Annotated in this window: 18 protein-coding genes; 4 read left to right on the top strand and 14 right to left on the bottom strand. The window is 35.0% G+C overall.

Features of this window, described 5'->3' with window-relative positions; translation table 11 throughout:
- Positions 1–66 precede the first annotated feature (66 nt).
- The 11 genes from rlmD to AC1RPT_RS04150 all read right to left on the bottom strand — a co-directional run bounded on the left by rlmD (position 67) and on the right by AC1RPT_RS04150 (position 14143).
- Positions 67–1431, bottom strand: coding sequence for a 23S rRNA (uracil(1939)-C(5))-methyltransferase RlmD (rlmD, locus tag AC1RPT_RS04200; protein WP_481761569.1), 1365 nt, complete (start codon positions 1429–1431; stop codon positions 67–69).
- Positions 1432–1563: 132 nt separating this feature from the next.
- Entirely contained in the window at positions 1564–2604 is a 1041-nt protein-coding gene (locus AC1RPT_RS04195) for a diacylglycerol kinase (RefSeq protein WP_481761570.1), read from the bottom strand.
- 34 nt (positions 2605–2638) lie between these two features.
- On the bottom strand, positions 2639–4069 hold the full coding sequence (gene gatB, locus AC1RPT_RS04190) for an Asp-tRNA(Asn)/Glu-tRNA(Gln) amidotransferase subunit GatB (RefSeq protein ID WP_481761571.1): 1431 nt from the start codon (positions 4067–4069) through the stop codon (positions 2639–2641).
- Complete coding sequence (gatA, locus tag AC1RPT_RS04185; RefSeq protein ID WP_481761572.1) at positions 4069–5532, bottom strand: Asp-tRNA(Asn)/Glu-tRNA(Gln) amidotransferase subunit GatA; 1464 nt, start codon at positions 5530–5532, stop codon at positions 4069–4071. Before gatA ends, gatB begins: the two co-directional genes overlap by 1 nt.
- A 2-nt stretch (positions 5533–5534) precedes the next feature.
- On the bottom strand, positions 5535–5837 hold the full coding sequence (gene gatC, locus AC1RPT_RS04180) for an Asp-tRNA(Asn)/Glu-tRNA(Gln) amidotransferase subunit GatC (RefSeq protein WP_409022077.1): 303 nt from the start codon (positions 5835–5837) through the stop codon (positions 5535–5537).
- Between the two features lie 37 nt (positions 5838–5874).
- Positions 5875–7023 carry a CamS family sex pheromone protein gene (locus AC1RPT_RS04175; RefSeq protein WP_481761573.1) on the bottom strand — a complete coding sequence of 383 codons (1149 nt, stop codon included), beginning with the start codon at positions 7021–7023 and terminating at the stop codon, positions 5875–5877.
- Positions 7010–9031, bottom strand: a complete 2022-nt coding sequence (gene ligA, locus AC1RPT_RS04170) for an NAD-dependent DNA ligase LigA (RefSeq protein WP_481761630.1) — start codon at positions 9029–9031, stop codon at positions 7010–7012. The genes AC1RPT_RS04175 and ligA overlap by 14 nt, the downstream gene beginning before the upstream one ends.
- Positions 9032–9065: 34 nt before the next feature.
- The gene (pcrA, locus tag AC1RPT_RS04165; RefSeq protein ID WP_481761574.1) at positions 9066–11291 is read right to left on the bottom strand and encodes a DNA helicase PcrA; all 2226 of its coding nucleotides are present in this window, start codon (positions 11289–11291) and stop codon (positions 9066–9068) included.
- A gap of 144 nt (positions 11292–11435) precedes the next feature.
- Positions 11436–12575 (bottom strand): 5-(carboxyamino)imidazole ribonucleotide synthase, encoded by a 1140-nt coding sequence (locus tag AC1RPT_RS04160; protein ID WP_481761575.1) that lies wholly within the window; start codon positions 12573–12575, stop codon positions 11436–11438.
- 140 nt (positions 12576–12715) lie between these two features.
- Positions 12716–13288 (bottom strand): xanthine phosphoribosyltransferase, encoded by a 573-nt coding sequence (locus AC1RPT_RS04155; protein ID WP_409022073.1) that lies wholly within the window; start codon positions 13286–13288, stop codon positions 12716–12718.
- Positions 13289–13465: 177 nt separating this feature from the next.
- A complete protein-coding gene (locus tag AC1RPT_RS04150; protein ID WP_481761576.1) occupies positions 13466–14143 on the bottom strand; it encodes a glycoside hydrolase family 73 protein in 678 nt (225 codons plus the stop codon).
- A gap of 135 nt (positions 14144–14278) precedes the next feature.
- Here AC1RPT_RS04150 and AC1RPT_RS04145 point away from each other — a divergent pair, with 135 nt between their 5' ends.
- The 3 genes from AC1RPT_RS04145 to AC1RPT_RS04135 all read left to right on the top strand — a co-directional run bounded on the left by AC1RPT_RS04145 (position 14279) and on the right by AC1RPT_RS04135 (position 16439).
- The gene (locus tag AC1RPT_RS04145) at positions 14279–15256 is read left to right on the top strand and encodes a Gfo/Idh/MocA family protein (protein WP_481761577.1); all 978 of its coding nucleotides are present in this window, start codon (positions 14279–14281) and stop codon (positions 15254–15256) included.
- A gap of 89 nt (positions 15257–15345) precedes the next feature.
- Positions 15346–16041, top strand: coding sequence for a DNA/RNA non-specific endonuclease (locus AC1RPT_RS04140; RefSeq protein WP_481761578.1), 696 nt, complete (start codon positions 15346–15348; stop codon positions 16039–16041).
- A gap of 20 nt (positions 16042–16061) precedes the next feature.
- Positions 16062–16439 carry a hypothetical protein gene (locus AC1RPT_RS04135; RefSeq protein ID WP_481761579.1) on the top strand — a complete coding sequence of 126 codons (378 nt, stop codon included), beginning with the start codon at positions 16062–16064 and terminating at the stop codon, positions 16437–16439.
- A gap of 80 nt (positions 16440–16519) precedes the next feature.
- On the opposite strand, the gene AC1RPT_RS04130 is transcribed toward AC1RPT_RS04135, so the two are convergent.
- From AC1RPT_RS04130 to AC1RPT_RS04120, 3 genes are all read right to left on the bottom strand, one after another.
- The gene (locus AC1RPT_RS04130) at positions 16520–17110 is read right to left on the bottom strand and encodes an ECF transporter S component (RefSeq protein ID WP_409022067.1); all 591 of its coding nucleotides are present in this window, start codon (positions 17108–17110) and stop codon (positions 16520–16522) included.
- A gap of 146 nt (positions 17111–17256) precedes the next feature.
- Positions 17257–18225 carry an AEC family transporter gene (locus AC1RPT_RS04125; RefSeq protein WP_409022066.1) on the bottom strand — a complete coding sequence of 323 codons (969 nt, stop codon included), beginning with the start codon at positions 18223–18225 and terminating at the stop codon, positions 17257–17259.
- Between the two features lie 29 nt (positions 18226–18254).
- Positions 18255–19895, bottom strand: coding sequence for a malolactic enzyme (locus AC1RPT_RS04120; protein WP_481761580.1), 1641 nt, complete (start codon positions 19893–19895; stop codon positions 18255–18257).
- 136 nt (positions 19896–20031) lie between these two features.
- Here AC1RPT_RS04120 and AC1RPT_RS04115 point away from each other — a divergent pair, with 136 nt between their 5' ends.
- Positions 20032–20913 (top strand): LysR family transcriptional regulator, encoded by an 882-nt coding sequence (locus tag AC1RPT_RS04115; protein WP_481761581.1) that lies wholly within the window; start codon positions 20032–20034, stop codon positions 20911–20913.
- The last annotated feature ends 32 nt before the right edge of the window (positions 20914–20945 follow it).

Genomic DNA, 20945 nt, shown 5'->3' with positions numbered 1-20945 from the left:
CTGTTTGCAAAAAAAAGGCCAAAAGTAAAATACCTTTGGTCTTCCTCATCTATTATATTAAATTGGTTATTTTTCTAAAATTGTAACTGTTTCAATATGTGTTGTTTGTGGGAATTGATCCACTGGTAAAATTGGTTTTGTAACTTTGTAACCATCATCTAAGAAGCTCTGTAAATCACGAACTAATGTTGAAGGGTTACAACTAATGTAAACAACTTTTTTAGGTTGCATTTTAAGTGTACTTTCAATAAATGCTGGTTCTAGCCCCTTACGAGGAGGATCGACAACTAAAACGTCAGGTCTTAAGTTAGCATGACTCCAGTTTTCCATCCAGTTTTCTGCCATCCCAGTTTCAAAACGAACATTATCAATACCATTAATCTTAGCATTTTCTTTCGCATCTTTAACCGCTGCAGAAACTAATTCTACACCATAGATTTGACGAGCATGTTTTGCCATTGATAATGAAATTGTTCCAATACCACTATAAGCATCAATAACTGTTTCATTACCAGTTAAACCAGCACGTTCAAATGCTGCAGCATATAATTTTTCTGTTTGGACAGGATTAATTTGGTAGAAAGAATGTGGTGAAATTCTAAATGTTAATCCATTTAATTGATCTTCAATATAACCAGGGCCAAATAAAACTTTGTTTTCGCGGCCTAAAATAACATTTGTCTTTTCAGAATTTGTATTTTGAACAATAGTTGTAACCTCAGGTAATGATTCACGGATTGCAGCAGTAATTTCAGTAAACATTGGTAATTTCTTAGAGCGTGTTACTAAGACAATCATCATTTGTTTTGAGTAATGACCACGGCGAACCATAATGTGACGGATAATCCCTTTATGTGCACGTTCGTCATATGCTTCCACATGGAAACGTTGTAAGACATCACGTACAGCTACGATTGCTTTATCAATTTCTTCATCTTGAATTAAAAAATCTTCAATTGCAACAAAATCATGACTGTTTTTCTTGAAGAATCCTGTTTTTAATTCACCAGCAATTTCGCGAACAGGCACTTGTGCTTTATTACGGTAATGGAAAGGATTTTCCATTCCAACAGCATCAGATACTTCAATATCCAAATGCGCTTTTTTCAATAACTCTTGAACTTGTGCTTGTTTGAATTTTAATTGTGCTGGGTATGCTAAATGTTGTAAAGGTGCAATTCCAGTTTGTGTATATGCTGAACCTTTTGTTTCAACACGATCTGGGCTCTCATTACGAAAAGCTAAAACTTTAGCGAAACCAAAGTTCTTGCTAACTTTCATTACACGAATACTAACTTTTTCGCCTGGTAATGCATTTTCAATAAATAATGGGTAGCCATCAACTTTAGCGACACCCATACCTTGATAAGTTAAATCGATAATTTCTGTATCAAATTCTTGGTTCTTTATTACTGGAGGTAGTTTTTTCATTGTTGTCCTTTCGATGTTCCTGCGTATTTACTTTATTCAACCATGTTTAACCCCTAAAAGTCAATAGTTGCCAACTCTAGAAATAAAACAGGATTGAGGCCTTTACCAAGCACCTCAATCCTACTTAATTTCTTAGTTATCTCTTACTTTACTAATTGTACCATTACCGTCAACATCTTCACTATGCATTTCTTGGACTTCTTTTACAAAATGTTCTTCAGCTGTAATTTCGGCAGCCGTACGACCTGACGTAATTGACGTTTCTGGCAATGCATCTGTATTCGCAAAAATTTCGATATGTTGCTTTAAATTTTTGAAAGTCATTGGTGCATCACCACCATATTCACCATCAATATTAATCATCATTTTATTATCGACTGGTTTAGCAATTAATTTAGACGTTTTAACATAAATCACACGTTTATCATTAATATGCTTCCCACCATTTAACACAAGTGCCATTAAATGCAACATTTCGGCGATATTAGTCGCTTTAACAATAAGCAAGGTAAACTTACCGTCATCAAGTGAAGCGTTTGGTACGATTTGTTCAAAGCCACCTACAGAGTTCGTCAATGCTAATAAAAACATTGATGCTTTCCCTTTAAAAATTCCCCCATCATACTCAAGGTTCATTTCAATTGGTTTCATTCTAGGTAACATTTCAGCACCTTTAGCTAAATAAGCCAGATAACCAAAAAGTGATTTAAATTGTGAAGGAACATCATAAGTTAATTCCGTTAATAATCCACCACCAGCGATATTAATGAAATATTTTTCTCCAGCTTGTCCAACATCCATTTTAACTGTGTTACCTTTTGCAATTACTTTTGCAGCAGCAACTGAATCATCCCTAGGTATTTTCAAAGCTCTCGCATAATCATTTGTCGTTCCAGCTGGAATAACACCTATCTTAGGTCGGTGCTTAAGACCAGCAATTCCATTAGCAACTTCATTAATGGTTCCGTCGCCACCAGCAGCAATTACTAAATCAAACCCTGATTTAGCAGCTCTCGTTGCTTCATCTCGAGCTGAATGTTTCTTCGCTGTCGTCGCATAAGCACTAGTTTCATACCCGGCATTTTCAATGATGTCTAGAATACTCACGAGATCACTTTTTAAAGCCTCACGACCGGATGTTGGGTTATAGATAATTCTGGCTCTTTTTCTCATTCCGTTCCTCCACATGAATCTTATTTTAATAAGATTATCTTTGCTTCAATGAGGCCATCAATAATTGATTGACCACATTAGGATTTGCTTGTCCCTGTGTTTGTTTCATGATTTGTCCGATTAAGAATCCAACAGCACGATCTTTACCATTTTTGAAATCTTCAATTGATTGTTCATTGTTATCTAAAATACCATCAATAATGGGTTGTAACTTAGCTGGGTCAGATAATTGAACAAGTCCCTTAGACTCAACCCAAGCTTTAGGTTCGCTACCATTTTTAATAATTTCTTGGAAAACTTTTTTAGCAATCTTACTTGAAATTGTTTCATCAGTAATTAAATTAATCATTCCAGCAAGATTTGCTGGTGTTAATTTAGTATCTTGTAAGTTTAATTTATTTGTATTCATGAACGCATTAACTTCACCCATTAACCAGTTAGCAGCTAACTTAGGATCTGCATCTAACTTAATTGTGTCTTCAAAGAAATCTGACATTTCTTTTGTTTGTGTTAAGACTTCAGCATCATATTCAGGCAAGCCTAATTCACTTGCATAGCGTGTCCGTCGTTTGTCAGGCATTTCGGGAATTGATTCTCTAACTTCTTGAATCCAGTCATCACTAATATGAATTGGTGGAATATCTGGTTCTGGGAAATAACGATAATCGCTAGCCCCTTCTTTGACACGCATCAAAATAGTTGTACCAGTTGGTGCATCAAAACGGCGTGTTTCTTGTTGAACAATACCACCAGACATCAAGACATTTATTTGACGTTTTTCTTCAAATTCAAGTCCTTTACGCACATTTTCAAATGAATTTAAATTTTTCATTTCAGTTTTTGTCCCATAACCGGGTTGGCCAATTGGGTTAATTGAAATATTAACATCAATTCGCATTGATCCTTCTTCCATCTTCACATCAGAAACACCGGTAAATTGAATAACTTGACGTAATTTTTCAAGATATGTGTAAGCTTCTTCAGGTGTTTTGATATCAGGACGTGAAACAATTTCAATCAAAGGTGTTCCTTGACGGTTTAAATCGACATAAGAATAGCCGTTAGGATTATGCGTATTTTTACCCGCATCTTCTTCAACGTGCATTTCTTCAATTCCGATTTTTTTCGTTTCGCCATTAACTTCAATTTCTAAGAAGCCGTTACGACCAATAGGTTCTTCTGATTGTGTGATCTGGTAAGCTTTTGGATTATCAGGATAAAAGTAATTTTTTCGGTCAAAATGGTTATCCTTTGTGATTTCACAATTTAAAGCTAAGGCAGCACGCATTCCGTATTCAATTGCCCCTTTATTGGCAGTTGGTAAAACACCTGGATAACCCCAGTCAATAACGTTGGTATTCGTATTAGGTTCTGCCCCAAAATCAACTTTTGAAGGTGAGAATGCCTTAGAGTTAGTTTTCATTTCAATATGAACTTCAAGTCCAATTGTTGTTTCAAAATTCATTAGTTTTGGCCTCCTAACGTAGGGACTTCTTTATGGAAATCAGTTGCTTGTTCAAATGCGTAACCAGCACGATACATTGTTGCTTCATCGAATGATTTCGCAATTAATTGTAATCCAACTGGTAAGCCATTTGAGAATCCAGCAGGAACTGACATGCCGGGTAGTCCAGCCAAGTTAACTGGAATCGTTAAAATATCATTCATATACATTGTAATTGGGTCTTCAATTTTATCACCAATATTAAATGCTGTATTAGGTGCAGTAGGCCCAATAATCAAATCATAATCATTGAATACATTACGGAAATCATTGCAGATTAAAGTCCGAACTTGAGCTGCTTTCTTGAAGAAAGCGTCATAAGTTCCAGCAGATAATGAGAATGTTCCTAACATAATCCGACGTTTAACTTCATCCCCAAAACCTTCTGAACGAGAACGTACATAAACATCTTCCAAACTCTTAACGTCTTGTGCACGGAATCCATAACGAATACCATCAAAACGTTGTAAATTAGATGATGCCTCAGAAGAAGCTAGAATATAGTAAACGGGCACACCATATTTACTGTTTGGTAAACTAACTTCGTCAACTGTTGCGCCAAGTTCTTCAAACGTCTTAACTGCTTTTTGAATGGCTTCTTTAACACCAGCATCAACACCCTCACCTAAATACTCTTTAGGTAAAGCAATCTTCATTCCTTTAATATCGCCAGTTAATCCAGCAGTAAAATCAGGAACAGCTTGCGCTGAACTCGTTGAATCATGAACATCGTTACCACTGATTGCATTTAAAACAGCAGCGTTATCTTTAACGCCACGTGTGAATGGTCCAATTTGGTCCAAACTTGATGCAAATGCAATTAAACCATAACGTGATACACGACCATAAGTTGGTTTTGTTCCTACGACACCATTAAATGAAGCAGGTTGACGGATAGAACCACCAGTATCTGAGCCTAAAGCAGCAATAACTTCACCTGAAGCAACTGCAGCAGCTGAACCACCTGATGAGCCACCGGGAACCTTCGTTGTATTCCAAGGGTTTTTTGTTGTTTTAAAAGCTGACGTTTCAGTAGAACCACCCATAGCAAATTCATCCATGTTTGTTTTACCAATTGTCACCATTTGTGCTTGGCGCATTTTTTCAATCACTGTTGCATCATATATTGGATTGAAATTTTCTAACATTTTGCTTGCAGCAGTTGTTGTTAAATCCTTTGTCACAATATTATCTTTAACAGCCATTGGTATCCCGGCTAAGACATTATTTGCATCGATACCAGCAGCATCAACAGCCTTAGCTTGGCTAAGTGCCATTTCTTCGTTCATTGCGAGGAAAGCAGAAATCTTTGAATCACGTGCTTTAATTTCAGCAAAGGTTGCCTTCGTTAATTCTTCAGAACTCATTTCTTTATTAACTAATGCGTCATGTAAACTTGATAAATCTTGTTTGAAATAATCCATGCTTAAGCTTCCTCACTTTCATCAATAATTGCTGGCACTTTAATAAGGCCATTTTCACTATCCGGTGCATTTTTAAAGAGTAAGTCTCGATCTGTTCCTTCTTCTGCGACATCTTCACGCATCACATTGAGAACATCTGTAATATGTGTCGTTACTGGAACGCCTGTTGTATCTACTTCTGATAATTGTTCAGCCATTCCGATAATATCATCTAATTGACTGGTAAATAGTTCTAAATCTGTATCACTGAGTTCTAGTTTAGCTAACTCTGAGACATGTTTGACTTCTTCTTTACTAATTGACATTCAAAACCATCCCTTCAAAATTCAAATTAATTTCTTTTTAATAACTGGTAAATACATGCGTATAGTATGTGCTTTCTTTAGCTGTTTTGGCAAGGAAACTTTGCATTGTCCCATCACTACCTTTGATAGTAATGTCAATTGGAATCCCTGATGCTAAATATTTCACGGCCGTTGTTGATAAATATTGAGTGAAACTAATAATCTCTGTTTCACTATAAAATTGAGTTGTAATATTGATGTGCATCCCTGTAATTGCTTTGTTTTTATATTGTACCTGTGCTGTTACACCTGCTAAATTAGGAAAGAAACTTTGAACTTCAGTTTTAAAATTCGTAAATGTCGTTTCATCATTTGTATTAGGTGATGTGGCCGTCGATGTCGTTGGGAACGTATAACTCTTAATTGAAACATCATCCCAATTATCAATCGTCGTTTTACCATTCTTATTCACAGCGTAGGCGTAGAAACTACCGCCAACTAAACTATCGTTTGGTGCTTGCTTGTACATTGCCACCATGATTGGAACGCTATCACTAATTCCTTTGGTTTTACGAAGACGAGCAACCACTTTGTTAGCAGCTTCTTTACCCTTTTCTCTCATTGTTGCATCAGAAATAACGGTTTTATATTCAGCCCCATATTCTTCTTTTTGATAATAATCAACTGAGTTCATTCCGATACCTACCGAGATACCCGAGAGTGATAATTTGCTGCCTTTTTTTGTCATAAAATCTTGTTCTTCAACTTGCTGTACATACATGGGATTACGGTCTGTTTCACCCGTTTTACCATTACTCTTAGGGTTTAATCCGTCTTTATTAGCACTTGATTCACGTCCTAACCAGCTTTGAACAGTCGTTTTTGTTAAATATTGTCCTTCTTGGAAAATATAACTGTCAGTAGCAAATTGATCTTTAGATAAATCTAACAGACCAGATTCAAAACTTTTTAAATTCAAGACATTGTCATTTTGTGTGAGTGCCACACCTCTTGATTTACTTGTTAAATATTTACCATCTTTAATGACACCTTCATAGTTACTATCACTTGTTTGGCCAGTTGTCTGGTAACCAGAACTTGATGTATTTTTAGAGGTTCCCGACGAGCCTGATGAGGCAACATTGCCACAGGCTGCTAAGAAAATTAACGAGAAACTTAACATAAGTCCAATCTTAATTTTTTTCATATGACACTCCTTCCATAACTGAGATAAATTGTTGTTCATCCCAAATTTCAATTTCTAGTTGCTTCGCTTTTGTTAACTTACTTCCAGCATCATGCCCGGCAATTAATAGGTCTGTTTTTTTCGAAACACTACCAACAACAGAAGCACCATTTGCTTCAAGCCATTTTTTAGCATCGCTTCGTTTCAACTGATCAAGTGTTCCCGTTAGGACAACTTTCTTATCCATCACGGGACTACCTTCAGCTAATTCTGCAATTTCAGCAGTTGTTTTGCCTAAAAAGGTTAAGTTAACTTGCGCATTATCCAGTTCATCAATCAATTCACGAACTTGGTCATTGGCAAAATAAGTCACAAGACTATCCGCAATCACCTGTCCGATTGAATCAATGACGAGAATATCTTCGGAAATTGCTGTCATTAATTGATGAATATCTTTAAATTCGGCTGAAACCAATCGAGCAGCCTTAGCTCCAACATGCCGAATTCCTAGTCCAAATAATAAGCGTTCCACTGAATTTTGTCGGCTAATATCAATTGCATTTAATAATTTATTAACCGATTTTTCTTTGAAATTATCTAGCGTTAACAGTTGATCGGCAGTTAACTGATACAATCCTGCAACATCACTAATTAACTTATTTTCAAATAATTGTTCAACAATTTTAGGCCCTAGTCCATCAATATTCATCGCATTTCTAGAAGCAAAATGTGCCAGACTCTCTTTAATGAGTGCGGGACATTTTGGATTGATACAACGTAATGCAACTTCTTCATCCAGATGAACTAATATTGCTCCACAAACTGGGCAGTTCGTTGGCAAACTATACACAACACTGTCTTCTGGTCGTTTATCTAAGACAACTTCAGAAATTTCTGGAATAATATCCCCAGCCTTATGCAACTTAACCGTATCGTTAATTCTAATATCTTTTTGTTTCAGTAAATCCCCATTATGCAATGATGCCCGAGAAACTGTTGTTCCCGCTAACTGCACAGGATTCATGATTGCAGTTGGTGTTACGACACCTGTTCGACCAATCGTCCATTCAATATCTAGAACTTTAGTTTCTTGCTCGTCTGGCGGGAATTTATAGGCAATTGCCCATTTTGGAACTTTAACCGTATTACCAACTTCATCATGAATCGTGAATAAATTTGCTTTAATAACAATACCATCGATATCGTAAGATAAATCATGACGTTTTGCTTGATATTCATTAATGTATGCCGAAATTTCTGTCATATCACTCGTAACACGTGATTCAGTATTTGTTCTAAATCCAAGTTTAGACAAGCGTTTTAACGCATCACTTTGAGTTTTGACATCCGGATCAACTATATAATAGATAAATGTACTCAATTGTCGTTGAGCCGTTTCAGCTGTATTTAATTGTCGTAAACTACCTGCTGCTGCATTCCTAGGATTAGCAAATACCGTTTCTCCAGCTTCCTCGCGACGTTTATTCAACGCAACAAACGCCTTTGTTGGCATGTAACATTCTCCACGAACTTCAATTGAAATGGGTTCCGTCAATGTTAGTGGAATTGATTTGACTGTTTTAAGATTTTCAGTAATATTTTCACCAATTGTGCCATCTCCACGAGTTGATCCTTTAACGAATACACCATTTTCATATGTTAACGAAATGGCCAATCCATCAATTTTGAGTTCAGTATTGTAACTTACCTCAGCATCAACTGATTTTTGTAATCGTTGATCAAATTCCGATAGTTCTTCAATGGAAAAGACATCCCCCAATGAAAGCATTGGTACTTCATGCGAAACTTTTTCAAAACCAGGCAGTACCTGGCCACCAACACGTTGCGTTGGTGAATTAGGTGTCACTAAATTAGGAAAGGCTTTTTCAAGTTCTACTAGTTGTAGGTAGTGTTCATCATAAACATGATCTTCAACTGTTGGCTGATCAAGGACATAATATTGACGCGTCCATTTGATTAAGTCAGTTTTTAATTGATTCACTCTATTAGTTGCTTCTTCCAATGTTATGGCTTGATTTGACAAACTTGAACCCTCCTTTTATTTAGTCCACTTTTTTTGTAATTGGTGCAAAAGCTGTCAACAGACGCTTAATCCCTTGTTCTTTGAAAGCAATATCAAGTTCAGCATCCGAACCTGATCCTGAAACTTTAACGATTGTCCCAGTACCCCAAGCTTTATGTTCCACTTTTTCACCAATACGCCAAACAACTGCATCAGCACCTGTACCATTATCACGTTCAACGGTTTTAGCAGGTCGACGGTATGTTGTCGCCGTCGCACGTTGATTGGAATACGATGAATTACGAGATGGTGCTGCCGTTTGATTATCTAATTCAAGTAATGACTCATCTATTTCACCAATGAAACGTGAAGCTTGATTACTTTGACGACGACCATACAACATTCTTGAAAAAGCATTTGTTAAATATAATTTGCGTTCAGCACGAGTAATTCCGACATATGCTAAACGACGTTCTTCCTCAAGTTGATCATCTTCTAACATGGCACGAGAAAGAGGGAATATGCCTTCTTCCAATCCCATTAAAAAGATAACTGGAAATTCAAGTCCTTTAGCGGCATGTAATGTCATCAATGTGACTTCTTCAGGTTCTTCTTCAATATCATCTTGTGCAGAAACTAGTGCTAAATCAGCTAAGAAATCAACATAACGGTCACTATCATCTTCTTCAGCTTCCCAACGATCATCAAATTGCTGAGTTACAGACAAGAATTCTTCAACGTTTTCAAGTCGCGTTTCATTTTCAATCGTTTTCGTCTTTTTCAAATTAGCTTCATAACCTGATTGTTTTAAAATTTCTTTTGTTAACTCGGTCACATTCAAGAACTCACGCATTTTTTGTAATCCACGAATCATTGTGGCAAATTCTTGTAATGATTTTTCAGCTTTACCAGAAATATTAGCAAGCGCTGAGTTTTCAGCACCTTCAAGCATTGTCCAATTATTCATATCTGAAAATTCACGTAATTTGTCCACACTACTTGCACCGATACCGCGTTTTGGGACATTTACAATACGATCAAAACTCATTGAATCTTGATCATTAGCAATTAAACGAATGTAGCCTAAGATATCTCGAATTTCCAATCGCTCGTAGAATTTGTGTCCACCAACCATTTTGTAAGGAACGCTTGATTTTAAGAATGTCTCTTCAATCACACGAGACTGTGCATTCGTTCGATATAAAATGGCGAAATCACCGTAATTTAAGTGATTATCTTTAATTTGTTCTTGAATTTTTTCAACCACATAATGTGATTCATCATTTTCACTTTGGCCACGGTAGTAAGAAATTTTCTCACCATCTTTATTATCAGTCCAAAGACTCTTATCACTGCGGTTCGTATTATTATCAATAACTGCATTGGCAGCATTCAGAATTGTTTTCGTTGAACGATAGTTTTGTTCCAACTTAACAACATCAGCATCAGGATAATCTTTTTCAAAATTCATAATGTTATCCATGTTTGCCCCACGCCAACCGTAAATACTTTGGTCAGCATCCCCGACGACGCAGAGATTTTTGAAACGTTCAGCTAACATGTTTACTAAGGTATATTGTGCTTCATTAGTATCCTGATATTCATCCACATGGATATATTGAAATTTATTTTGATAAAAAGCCAATGTTTCAGGCTTTTCTTTAAATAAACGGATAGTTAACATAATTAAATCATCGAAATCAACTGCTTGATTTGAGCGTAACTCTTTTTGATATGCCGTATAAACTTTAGCTACCATTTGTTCGAACATACTTGCAGCACGTTCTGCGTATTCTTTTTCTGTTAATAAATCATTTTTTGCATTTGAAATTGCTCCTAAAACGGTTCTTGGGTCAAATTTTTGTGGATCAATATTTTGTTCTTTTAAAATACGTTTTACTAAAGTCTTTTGTTCACCTGGGTCGGCAATTGTAAATGCACGATTATAACCAATTTGGTCAATATCACGTCGCAAAATACGAACACAAAGTGCATGGAATGTTGAAACCCAAACATCTTCTGCCCCTTTGTTAAGTAATTTATTAACACGTTCGCGCATCTCTTTTGATGCTTTATTTGTAAATGTGATTGCTAATACGTTCCATGGATTGATACCTTTTTCTTCAATTAAGTAAGCAACGCGATGCGTTAATACTCGCGTTTTACCACTTCCAGCTCCAGCCATAATTAAGAGTGGTCCCTCTGTTTTTAGGACAGCTTCTTTTTGTTTGTTATTCATTCCGTTCAATAAGCTTTCAGTAGTCAAATTAATCAATCCTCTCTATAAATCAGTCATTATTTATTATAGCAAAAAAACGCCTTAACTTCTTTAATTTTTATGAATATATGTCTCAACTTGTTCATAAAAAAAGACGAACCGATTCAAAACGATTCATCCTTCTAATTTCATTTAATTTGTTGTTTCTTTTTTATCCCAAATGCCTGTATCTTCAATTTGATTCAATGCTTCACGAACTGAATCTGACTGAACCAAAATATGCCCAGCACGATCTAATTTATGATTTTCAGGGTAACGATAAAAATGGTAATACCAATTATTTTTAAGAACCCACTGTGTCTTTAAATCGGCACGTTCTTCTTCTTTTAATGACACCATAACAGTTGGTGCAAGGAATTTCACTTTTGATAGTGGCAATCCACAAATGGCACGTAAATGCTGTTCATACATGCTAACGTTTGTTGCTTTATCAAAAACATACCCTGATTGATGCATAGCGGGCACGACACGTTTAACATAAATTGCACCTGATTTAGTTACAAAGTAGCCAATTTCTAATGCGCCAGTGTAGTCTAGATTTTCCGCAACTTTAATGGCAATTTTATGCATTTCAGCAGAAATTTCTGTATCTAAGTTAGCTGGTACGATTGATTCGTGTAATCGATGATCACGATATTTATTTTCAACAGCTGGGAAAAAATTAATTTCCTTACCATTTTTGATAAGAACCATTGAGATTTCTTGTTCATAAGGAATCCATGATTCTAAAATATAGGTGCCACGTTCAACCAAGTACGCCGCATCTGAAATATCAGTTTGCGTATTGAGAACACTCTGGTAACTTTTACCAAACCCTTTTTGGATTGGTTTTAAAACGCTGGGATACCCAATTGAAAGTACAGAATTATACACATCTTCTAATGATACAATTGTTTCAAAAGGTGGAATATTAATATTTAATTGTTCAAAAAAAGCTCTTTCCAACAAGCGGTCTTGCATAATTTCTAATGCATTATACTTTTGTGGCACATAAGTATATTTTGAAATATATTCAATCACTTCTGAATTAACGTGTTCAGATTCATACGTCACAATATCTGTTCGTTCAGCGAATTCTTTCAATTTATCCTTATCATTCATCTTACCTACAACAGAATAATCTGCTAATTGAAGTGTCTCACTAACTTCATTTTGACTGTATGCTGCGATTTTAAACCCTAAATTTCTTGCAGCCATAGCCAACATTGCACCCGTTGGACTATCTCCGATTATTCCCAATGTACTTCCAGGAAAGATAACTTTTTTTTCCACTATATATTCACTACTTTCTACTTTTGCTTTATACCCTTAATCATACTGTTATCCCGCGGGGCAATCAAGTTTTAACAACCATAATTTAACAATTTTATAAGAAAATAAAAAAGAGCACATTTTGCGCTCTTTTCGTTAATTTAATCTTCAAAATGAACTTGATCACCATCAAATGATGAAATTTTAGCAAGTGATTCTAAACGTACGCCACGTTCATGAATTAATTCGGCACCTTTTTGGAATGATTTTTCAATTACAATTCCAATTCCAGCAATTTCTGCCTTAGCTTCGTCACAAATTTGGAAGAGTCCTTCAGCTGCTTGGCCATTTGCCAAGAAGTCATCAATGATTAAAACACGATCGTTTTCACCTAAAAACTTGTTGGCAACGGCAATTGTATTTTCAACTTTCTTTGTGTACGAGTAAACAGAAGCAGAATATAAATCATTTTGCATCGTAACGCTCTTATTTTTACGTGCGAAGACAACAGGAACATGAAATTGTAACCCAACGAATACTGCTGGGGCAATACCTGATGATTCAACTGTTAAAATTTTAGTAATTTTTTCATTTTTGAATAATTCAGCAAATTCCACACCCATTGCTAACATTAAATCAGGATCAACTTGGTGATTTAAAAATTGATCGACCTTCAATACATCTCCTGGTAATACAATACCATCTTGCATAATTCTGTCTTCTAAAAGTTTCACGTGGGGTACGCTCCTCTTGCTATTTATATTTTTTTGGGTATAAAAATAGCTTTTTCACTTCGGTATAAGTAAAAAAGCTACATTCCGGTTTTGAATGACTTAAGAATAACATAATATAAGGGTAATTTCAATTTGAATCTACTCATTTATCGTTATTATACTTGACATTAATCCCGTTTATTTATCATATTTATCTAAATGATATTGTTTAATGATATCTGTTAATTTTGTACTATAATCATTATCTGTTGCGTACCCATCAACTACTAAAGCTGCTGCTGCATCTTCGTAAGTTGCTGCAGAAAGAACGTCAGCAAATTGTGTTTTATTCCATGTATTTCCATTAGCTAATAATTTCGAATGAGACATAATTGCTTCGTCCCAATCTTTGAAGACGATAAATTTAGCCGTAACCGTCTTCCATGTGCCATCTTTTTCTTGTTCTTTAGTTTTGAAATCTTTTGCACGTGCGCCCGTTCCTTTAATTCCAAATAGGTTATTGTAGTCTTTAGCTAAAGAACTCGTTCCCCAATCAGATTCTAAGATAGCTTGTGCAATTGTAATACTAGAAAAGACTTTATATTTTTTTTGCATTTTTTGTGCTTCAGGTGCTACTTTCTTAATAAATGCTTGTTTTTTAGCTTCTGCTGCTGCTTTTTTTGCTGATTCACTTGCTTCAATTTTTGAGGTTGATAATGACGTCGCAATAGATTCATCTCGAGCAACATTCTTTTTATGAACGTTCATTGAAACAACGACTGTAATAATACCAAGAATTAAAATTAAAACAACAATATTCGCAACTTGAATTTTACCGTTCTTTACAAAAATCCCCCGACCATTTTTCTTTTTCATTAGTACACCCGTCCCTATACATTTAATTGTTTCACTTATTTTACCCTAATTCTATATCTATTACCATCGTATTTTTTCTCTTTTTATTAAATTTCTGTTAAGCTTGAGCTATCTTAAATGAGACAGGAGAACATAATGACAAAAAATTTAAATTGGGGAATTATTGGACTTGGTAACATCGCTCACAGCTTTACAACTTACTTTGATCAACCATTTGGTGAAATCTATGCCGCTGGCTCAAGAAACTTAGAAAAAGCGCAAACTTTTGCTAACGAATTTAATATTCCACATGCCTATGGTAACTATGAAGACTTATTAGCTGATGATGAAATTGACATCGTTTACATTGCGACACCTCACAACTACCATATCGACACAATCTTGGCTGCACTTAAAGCTGGCAAGCACGTCTTAAGTGAAAAAGCAATCACCATGACTAGTGATGAACTTAAACAAGCAACTGATTTAGCTGAAGAAAAAGGCTTGATTTTACAAGAAGCAATGACTATTTATCATATGCCACTTTATAAAAAAATTATTGAAGTAGCTGAAGAAAAAAAATTAGGCAAACTAAAAATGGTCCAAGCCTCATTTGGTAGTTTTAAAGATCCTGATCCAACAAATCGTTTCTTCAATCCTGATTTAGCTGGTGGCGCATTATTAGATATCGGTGTTTATGCATTAGCCTTTGTCCGTCAATTCATGACAGCCACACCAGAAATCACAGGTTCAGCAATGAATTTATTCGAATCAGGTGTTGACGAATCTGAAACGATTAGTTTACAAAATGCCAATAATGAACTCGCAACTGTTGCCTTAACATTCAGAGCTAAAATGCCTAAAATGGGTATTATTGCTTATGAAGGTGGTTACTTTACTGTTTACGATTATCCTCGAGCTAATAAAGCTGCTCTTGTATTATCTGATGGAACAGCTACAGAAATCACTGCCGGCCATACAAAACAAGCCATGAATTATGAAATTAAAGATGTTCAAGATATGGTTTTGGGTAATTTAAATCCTAAACCATTCTTAGAAAAAACAACAGATGTTATGTCAATAATGACACAAGCTCGTGAACAATGGGGCTTTAAATATCCTTTTGAAAAATAAGCTTCATCTGAAAAGTTATCACTAGAAATTGTTGATAACTTTTTTTAATTCCATGCTACACTAAAAGAAAAAGAGTTGGAGTTAATTTTATGAAACGAAAGAAACGTTATATTCAGAATCGAACACGTAATTATCTAATTGGACTTGCTGTCATTTTAGTTGTCTCCCTTTTCAGCGGAAAATTACCTAGTACTGTAAAAGATTTGCTACAAACAAATGGCAATTCAACTTCAGTCAATGTTAAAAATGGGACAGGAACAGCAAATACTAGTTCTATTAATAGTAGCAAGGCCATTAATGGAATTGTGGATAATGGTGCGCCAACCTTTTCAAAAAGTGATCTTGCAGATAATGCCAATGGTTGGATAAAATACGGCGCTCTTGACTCTCTTGGCCGTGCTACTCAGGCCAATGCTCTTTTAGTTAAAGCTTTAGAATCTAGAGGGTCATCAGCAGATTCTTCAATTCGACCAACTGGTTTTGTGTCAGGGCTGTCACCTTATTTTCATTCCCGTGGACATTTAATCGGTCGACAACTTGGTGGTAGTGGTGATAAAAAAGAAAATTTAGCAACATTATATCAAAACCCTGTTAACACACCCTACATGACCAAGTATGAAAACGCAGTTCGTGCAGCAGTTGATAAAGGAGATCATGTCCGTTATCAGGTAACACCAATTTTTTCTGGTAAGTCACTTTTCCCTAAAGCAATTCAAATGCAAGGTAAAAGTACAACTTCTTGGGGCAATATTAAATTTAATGTTACTATTTTGAATAAACGTTAATTCAAAGGAGTGTGTTATTCATGTTCACAGAATTAAAAAGTCAACTGATAGATTCAGCACCACAAACGCTACAACAATTATTACTTAATTCAAATATCCGTCAGACAAATGATGGCTATTTACAATTTCCTGGCAGCTCACTTCAAACACAATTTTTAGAAACAATGAACTTCTTGAAAACACCTGATACTATCTCTTTGAACTGGGATGACGTTTGTATCTTAGGTCAGACAATTGATGGTGATTATCTAGCAGGTGATCACTATTCAACAACCTTTTTTATTCCTAGTAGTCTGCTAGCAGATGATACTGAAATTCATCATATGCCTATAATCGACGCATTAATTGCACTAGAAAATGGAACATTAGATTCTAAAATTATTTCTAAATTCAACTAAAAAAAGTTATTAACAGCGAAATATCATTCGTTGTTAATAACTTTTTTATTTTTACCTATTAGCATCGTGTATTTTGTTCTCTAACTTTTCCGAACTATTTTTTGTAAAGGTCTTGCTATCAATGGCGCAACAATCCCTGCTAAAATCATCTCTGGAATACCGTTTGTGACAACTAGTCCCATAATATATGGTAATAATTGTGCCATATCAACTTTATAAAAATTAGCTGCTTGCCCATGATATAAAAGATAGATAAGGCCTAAAACTAAAACCGTATTAACCAATGAACCAAAAACAGAGGCAATAATCATGGCTAACGTTTTGTTTTTCCACCATTTATATAAAAAGTAAAAAATGACTGCTGTCACAATTCCAATTAAAATTCTTGGCACAATTGCTATAAGTGGATTTGTAAAAACAATGGGTGCAAGTGGACTAGTTGGCGACACAAACGCCCTGATAAATGTGATTAATCCCCAGACACCACCGATAAATGCACCATCTTTCCAGCCAAACACTAAAGCAGCAACAATCACCGTGATATGAATGGTTGTGATGCTTAAGGGGCCAACAGGGATGTAACCAAATAATGGCACAAAATTTTGAACAATAATGATTGAAATAAATAACGCCAAAATACTCATATGATATGTTTTATTATTAGTTTTCATCTACTTACTCCTACAAATTTAATCATTTCACTTCCGTTCCCTTATTATAACCGATTTAACGATTGTTACCATTTAATATGCAAAAAAATAGAACGTCACTAATTATAGAGGTAATCAGTGACGTTCTATTTTAAATAAATTTTATATTACATGAATGAGATAAGGGTCGTTAAAACAGGAACAACAATGATGAACAAGATTGTACTTGTTGTAACAATGTTTGTTGCGTATTTAACGTCTCCATGTGCTTCATTAGCTAAGATTGGTAATACGGCTAACATTGGTGTAGCTGATTGAACAATCAAAGTTTTTTGTAATAATGGTGCTAAATCTGCACCAGTTAAATGTGTACCTAAAAGAATAACAGCGATTAAAATGATTGGTGATAAAATAAAACGTCCAAGTAATGCAACGACTGTATCACGATCAAATCTGATACTCTTCAAACCGGCTTTAGCTAACACAATACCAATATAGATTAATGATAATGGTGTAACTAATCCACCAACATAACCTAATGTTTGGCTAATAAAATCAGGAACTGGAATTGCAAGAACCAAGAAGATTAATGCAACGATGAACCCAACAAGTGGCATTGGGATTACTTTAGCCCAGTTAATTTTCTTTTTCGTTTTATCTGATTTGTCTTTTGTTGGATCATCATTTGAAATTAAGAAAACACCAAATGCCCATGTTGAAACTGTATTAATAATATAGTAAACAAGGAAATATGAGATACTCTTATCGCCAAACAACGCAATATTTAAAGGTAAACCAATGAAAATTGTATTTGCATTAACAACGGCATTCATGAAGATACCACGACGACCAGGTTTGATGTTCAAGATATGAACAAGTGCCCATGCAATTAAGTAACCGATAATAACAGCAATTGCTGGGTAGAGTAAACTACCTGACAATGCAGCTAATTGATCACGTTTTAAATATTTTAAAACAGAAACGAAAATTGAAGCTGGTAAAGCAATTTTTGTAATTAATGATGAGATATTGCCACCAAATGAATCAGCGAACCAACCTTTAACTTGTAAAATGTATCCAAGTACCATCATCAAAACAACAACTAGAACACTTTGAATTGATTGGAAAAATACCATAATTAATTGTCCTTCTCTCTACGCTTTTTTTAGTATTTAGGTGTCCATTTCATATCTGAGACAGCCTTTTTAACATCTGTAATTGCTTCTTTGTTTAATTTTTGGTCAACAACACTTTGGGCAACTACTTCAGCAATTGTTTGTGAGAATTCTGCTAAATGTGTTACTGGTGGTAATACGGCAGCACCAACGGCTGTAGTATCAACGATTCCACCTAAAGCATGACTAGCTTGTGATAAGATTTCGCCATTAACTCTTGAAGATGTTGAAGCGATAATCCCAAATCCAAGACCTGGGTACATAAGTGCGTTGTTTGCTTGACCAATTTGGTAAGTAACACCTTTGTAATCAACATTATCAGCTGGAATACCAGTAGCAACTAAAGCTTTACCATCAGTCCATGCAATCAAATCTTCAGCCTTAGCTTCTGCTAATTTTGTAGGGTTTGATAATGGGAAGATGATTGGACGTTCAACATGTGAAGCCATGTCTTGAACAATTTCTTTTGTAAATGTACCAGGTTGTGTAGATGTACCAATCATAACAGTTGGTTGAACAGCTTTAACAACAGCTTCTAAAGAAGTTAATTCATCAGCATTAGCAAATTCTGAACGTTTATGCGTAAATTCTTTTTGGCCAGGTGTTAAGTCTTCTGTATCATCAAATAACAATCCTTGTTTATCAACTAAGAAGAAACGTTTGCGAGCATCTTCTTCTGAAACACCAGCGCGTTTCATTTCGTCCATAATTTGGTTAGCAATTCCGACACCAGCAGTACCAGCACCATAAGTAATAACTGTTTGGTCAACAATTGAACCTTTAGTGATACTTAGAGCACCTAAGATACCAGCTAAAACAACAATCCCTGTACCTTGGATATCATCATTAAATGTTGTGATTTCGTTTTGATATTTTTCAAGAATATTAGCAGCATTTGAACGGCCAAAATCTTCCCAATGTAATAACAATTCTGGGAACAAGTTCTTTGTACTTTGGACAAAGCCATCAACGAAGTCATAGTATTTGTCACCAGTTACACGTTCATGTTTGTTACCAAGGTATAATGGATCATTCAATAATGTTTCATTATTTGTTCCAGCATCAATAGAAACTGGTAAAACTTGTGAAGGATCAATTCCAGCAGCAGCTGTATAAACCATTAATTTACCAATTGCGATATCAACACCGTTGACACCCCAATCGCCCATACCTAAAATACCTTCAGCATCTGTCACAACGACTAAACGAATGTCACGTCCTGCAGCAGCATTTTTTAATGTTGCTTCGATATCTTCTGGATGATCAATTGATAAGAATGCAGCGTTTTGTGGATTTACATAAATTTCGTTGTATTCTTCGATTGAATCAGCAACAACTGGATCATAAACAACTGGCATAAATTCAGCCACATGTTGTCCCATTAAGTAGAAAAATAGTGTACGGTTTTCATTGAATAATTCCATTAAGAAATGGCGTTTTTCAAGACCAGTTTCTTTACTTAAATATTGTGCGTAGTTTTGTGTTGCTTGTTCTTCAATTGTTTGAACTTTAGCTGGTAACATACCAATAAGTCCTAATTCACGACGTTCTTCCATTGTAAATGCTGTACCTTTATTTACAAATGGGTTATTTAACATATCTTGTGCTTTTGTCATCATTAATTCCTCCATTATTTTTTTATATTTTATTTTCTCTTTAACTTACAAGAGCAAGAATACACCCCTTTAAAAATTATAGTCAAACATGTGTTATACTATAAATATTATTTATATGAGGATTATAAACGTTGATTTAGAGGAGATTATAATGAACATTCGAGATTTAGAATATTATCAACAAATAATTAATTTGAGAAATTTTTCAAAAGTTGCTCATTTTTTTTCAGTTAGTCAACCAACAATCACAACTGCAATGAAACGCTTAGAAACTGAATTAGACACAAATCTGATTATTCGTGATCAATCACATCATCAAGTTTCTTTTACACCAAGTGGTGAACAATTCGCTGAACATGTTAATATTATTCTCAAAGAATTAACAATTGCTAACCAAGAAATTAACCAACTTAAAAATGAGCACGTTCGATTTGGATTACCACCTATTATAGGAACGTACTATTTTCCGCAAATTGTCAGCAATTTATTTAATTCAGGTCTGATTAATCATCTAGATACAGTTGAGAACGGTTCCCAAGCCCTACTTCTTCAGTTAATAAACGGATCATTAGATATGGCTTTATTAGGTTCCGTTAAACCAATAGAAGATGACCGCTTAATTGCCAGAAATTTTGCATCTAAACACTTCAAGATTATCGTTAGCAAACATCATCCACTTGCTTCAAGAGAATCCGTTAAATTTTCTGAACTTCGAAATGAAAAATTTATTATGCAAAATGAGGGTTTTGTTCATCCAATCGCTTTTAAAGAGTTAACAACAAAAAATCATTTCAAACCAAAGATTATCTATACAACAAGTGACAGTCAGATTATTAAAAAAATGGTTACCGAAAATGTTGGTATTGGTTTTTTAACAGAACTAGCATTGGATGCTGCAGATGATTTAGTCTCACTCCCCTTATCGGAATTAGATCAACCTAAATTTTTAATGTCACTCGTTTATCGTACAAGTCATATTTTAACGCCTACACAAGCAAAATTAATTGACGTTTTAATTGATCCTTCTATCTAATAAGAGAATAACTTATACCTTAAATATAAAGG

It is taken from the genome of Dellaglioa sp. CoH-56-MRSF-11 (assembly GCF_056782135.1).
The sequence above is the reverse complement of the archived record's forward strand: the minus strand, read 5'-3'. Positions and strand labels throughout refer to the sequence as shown.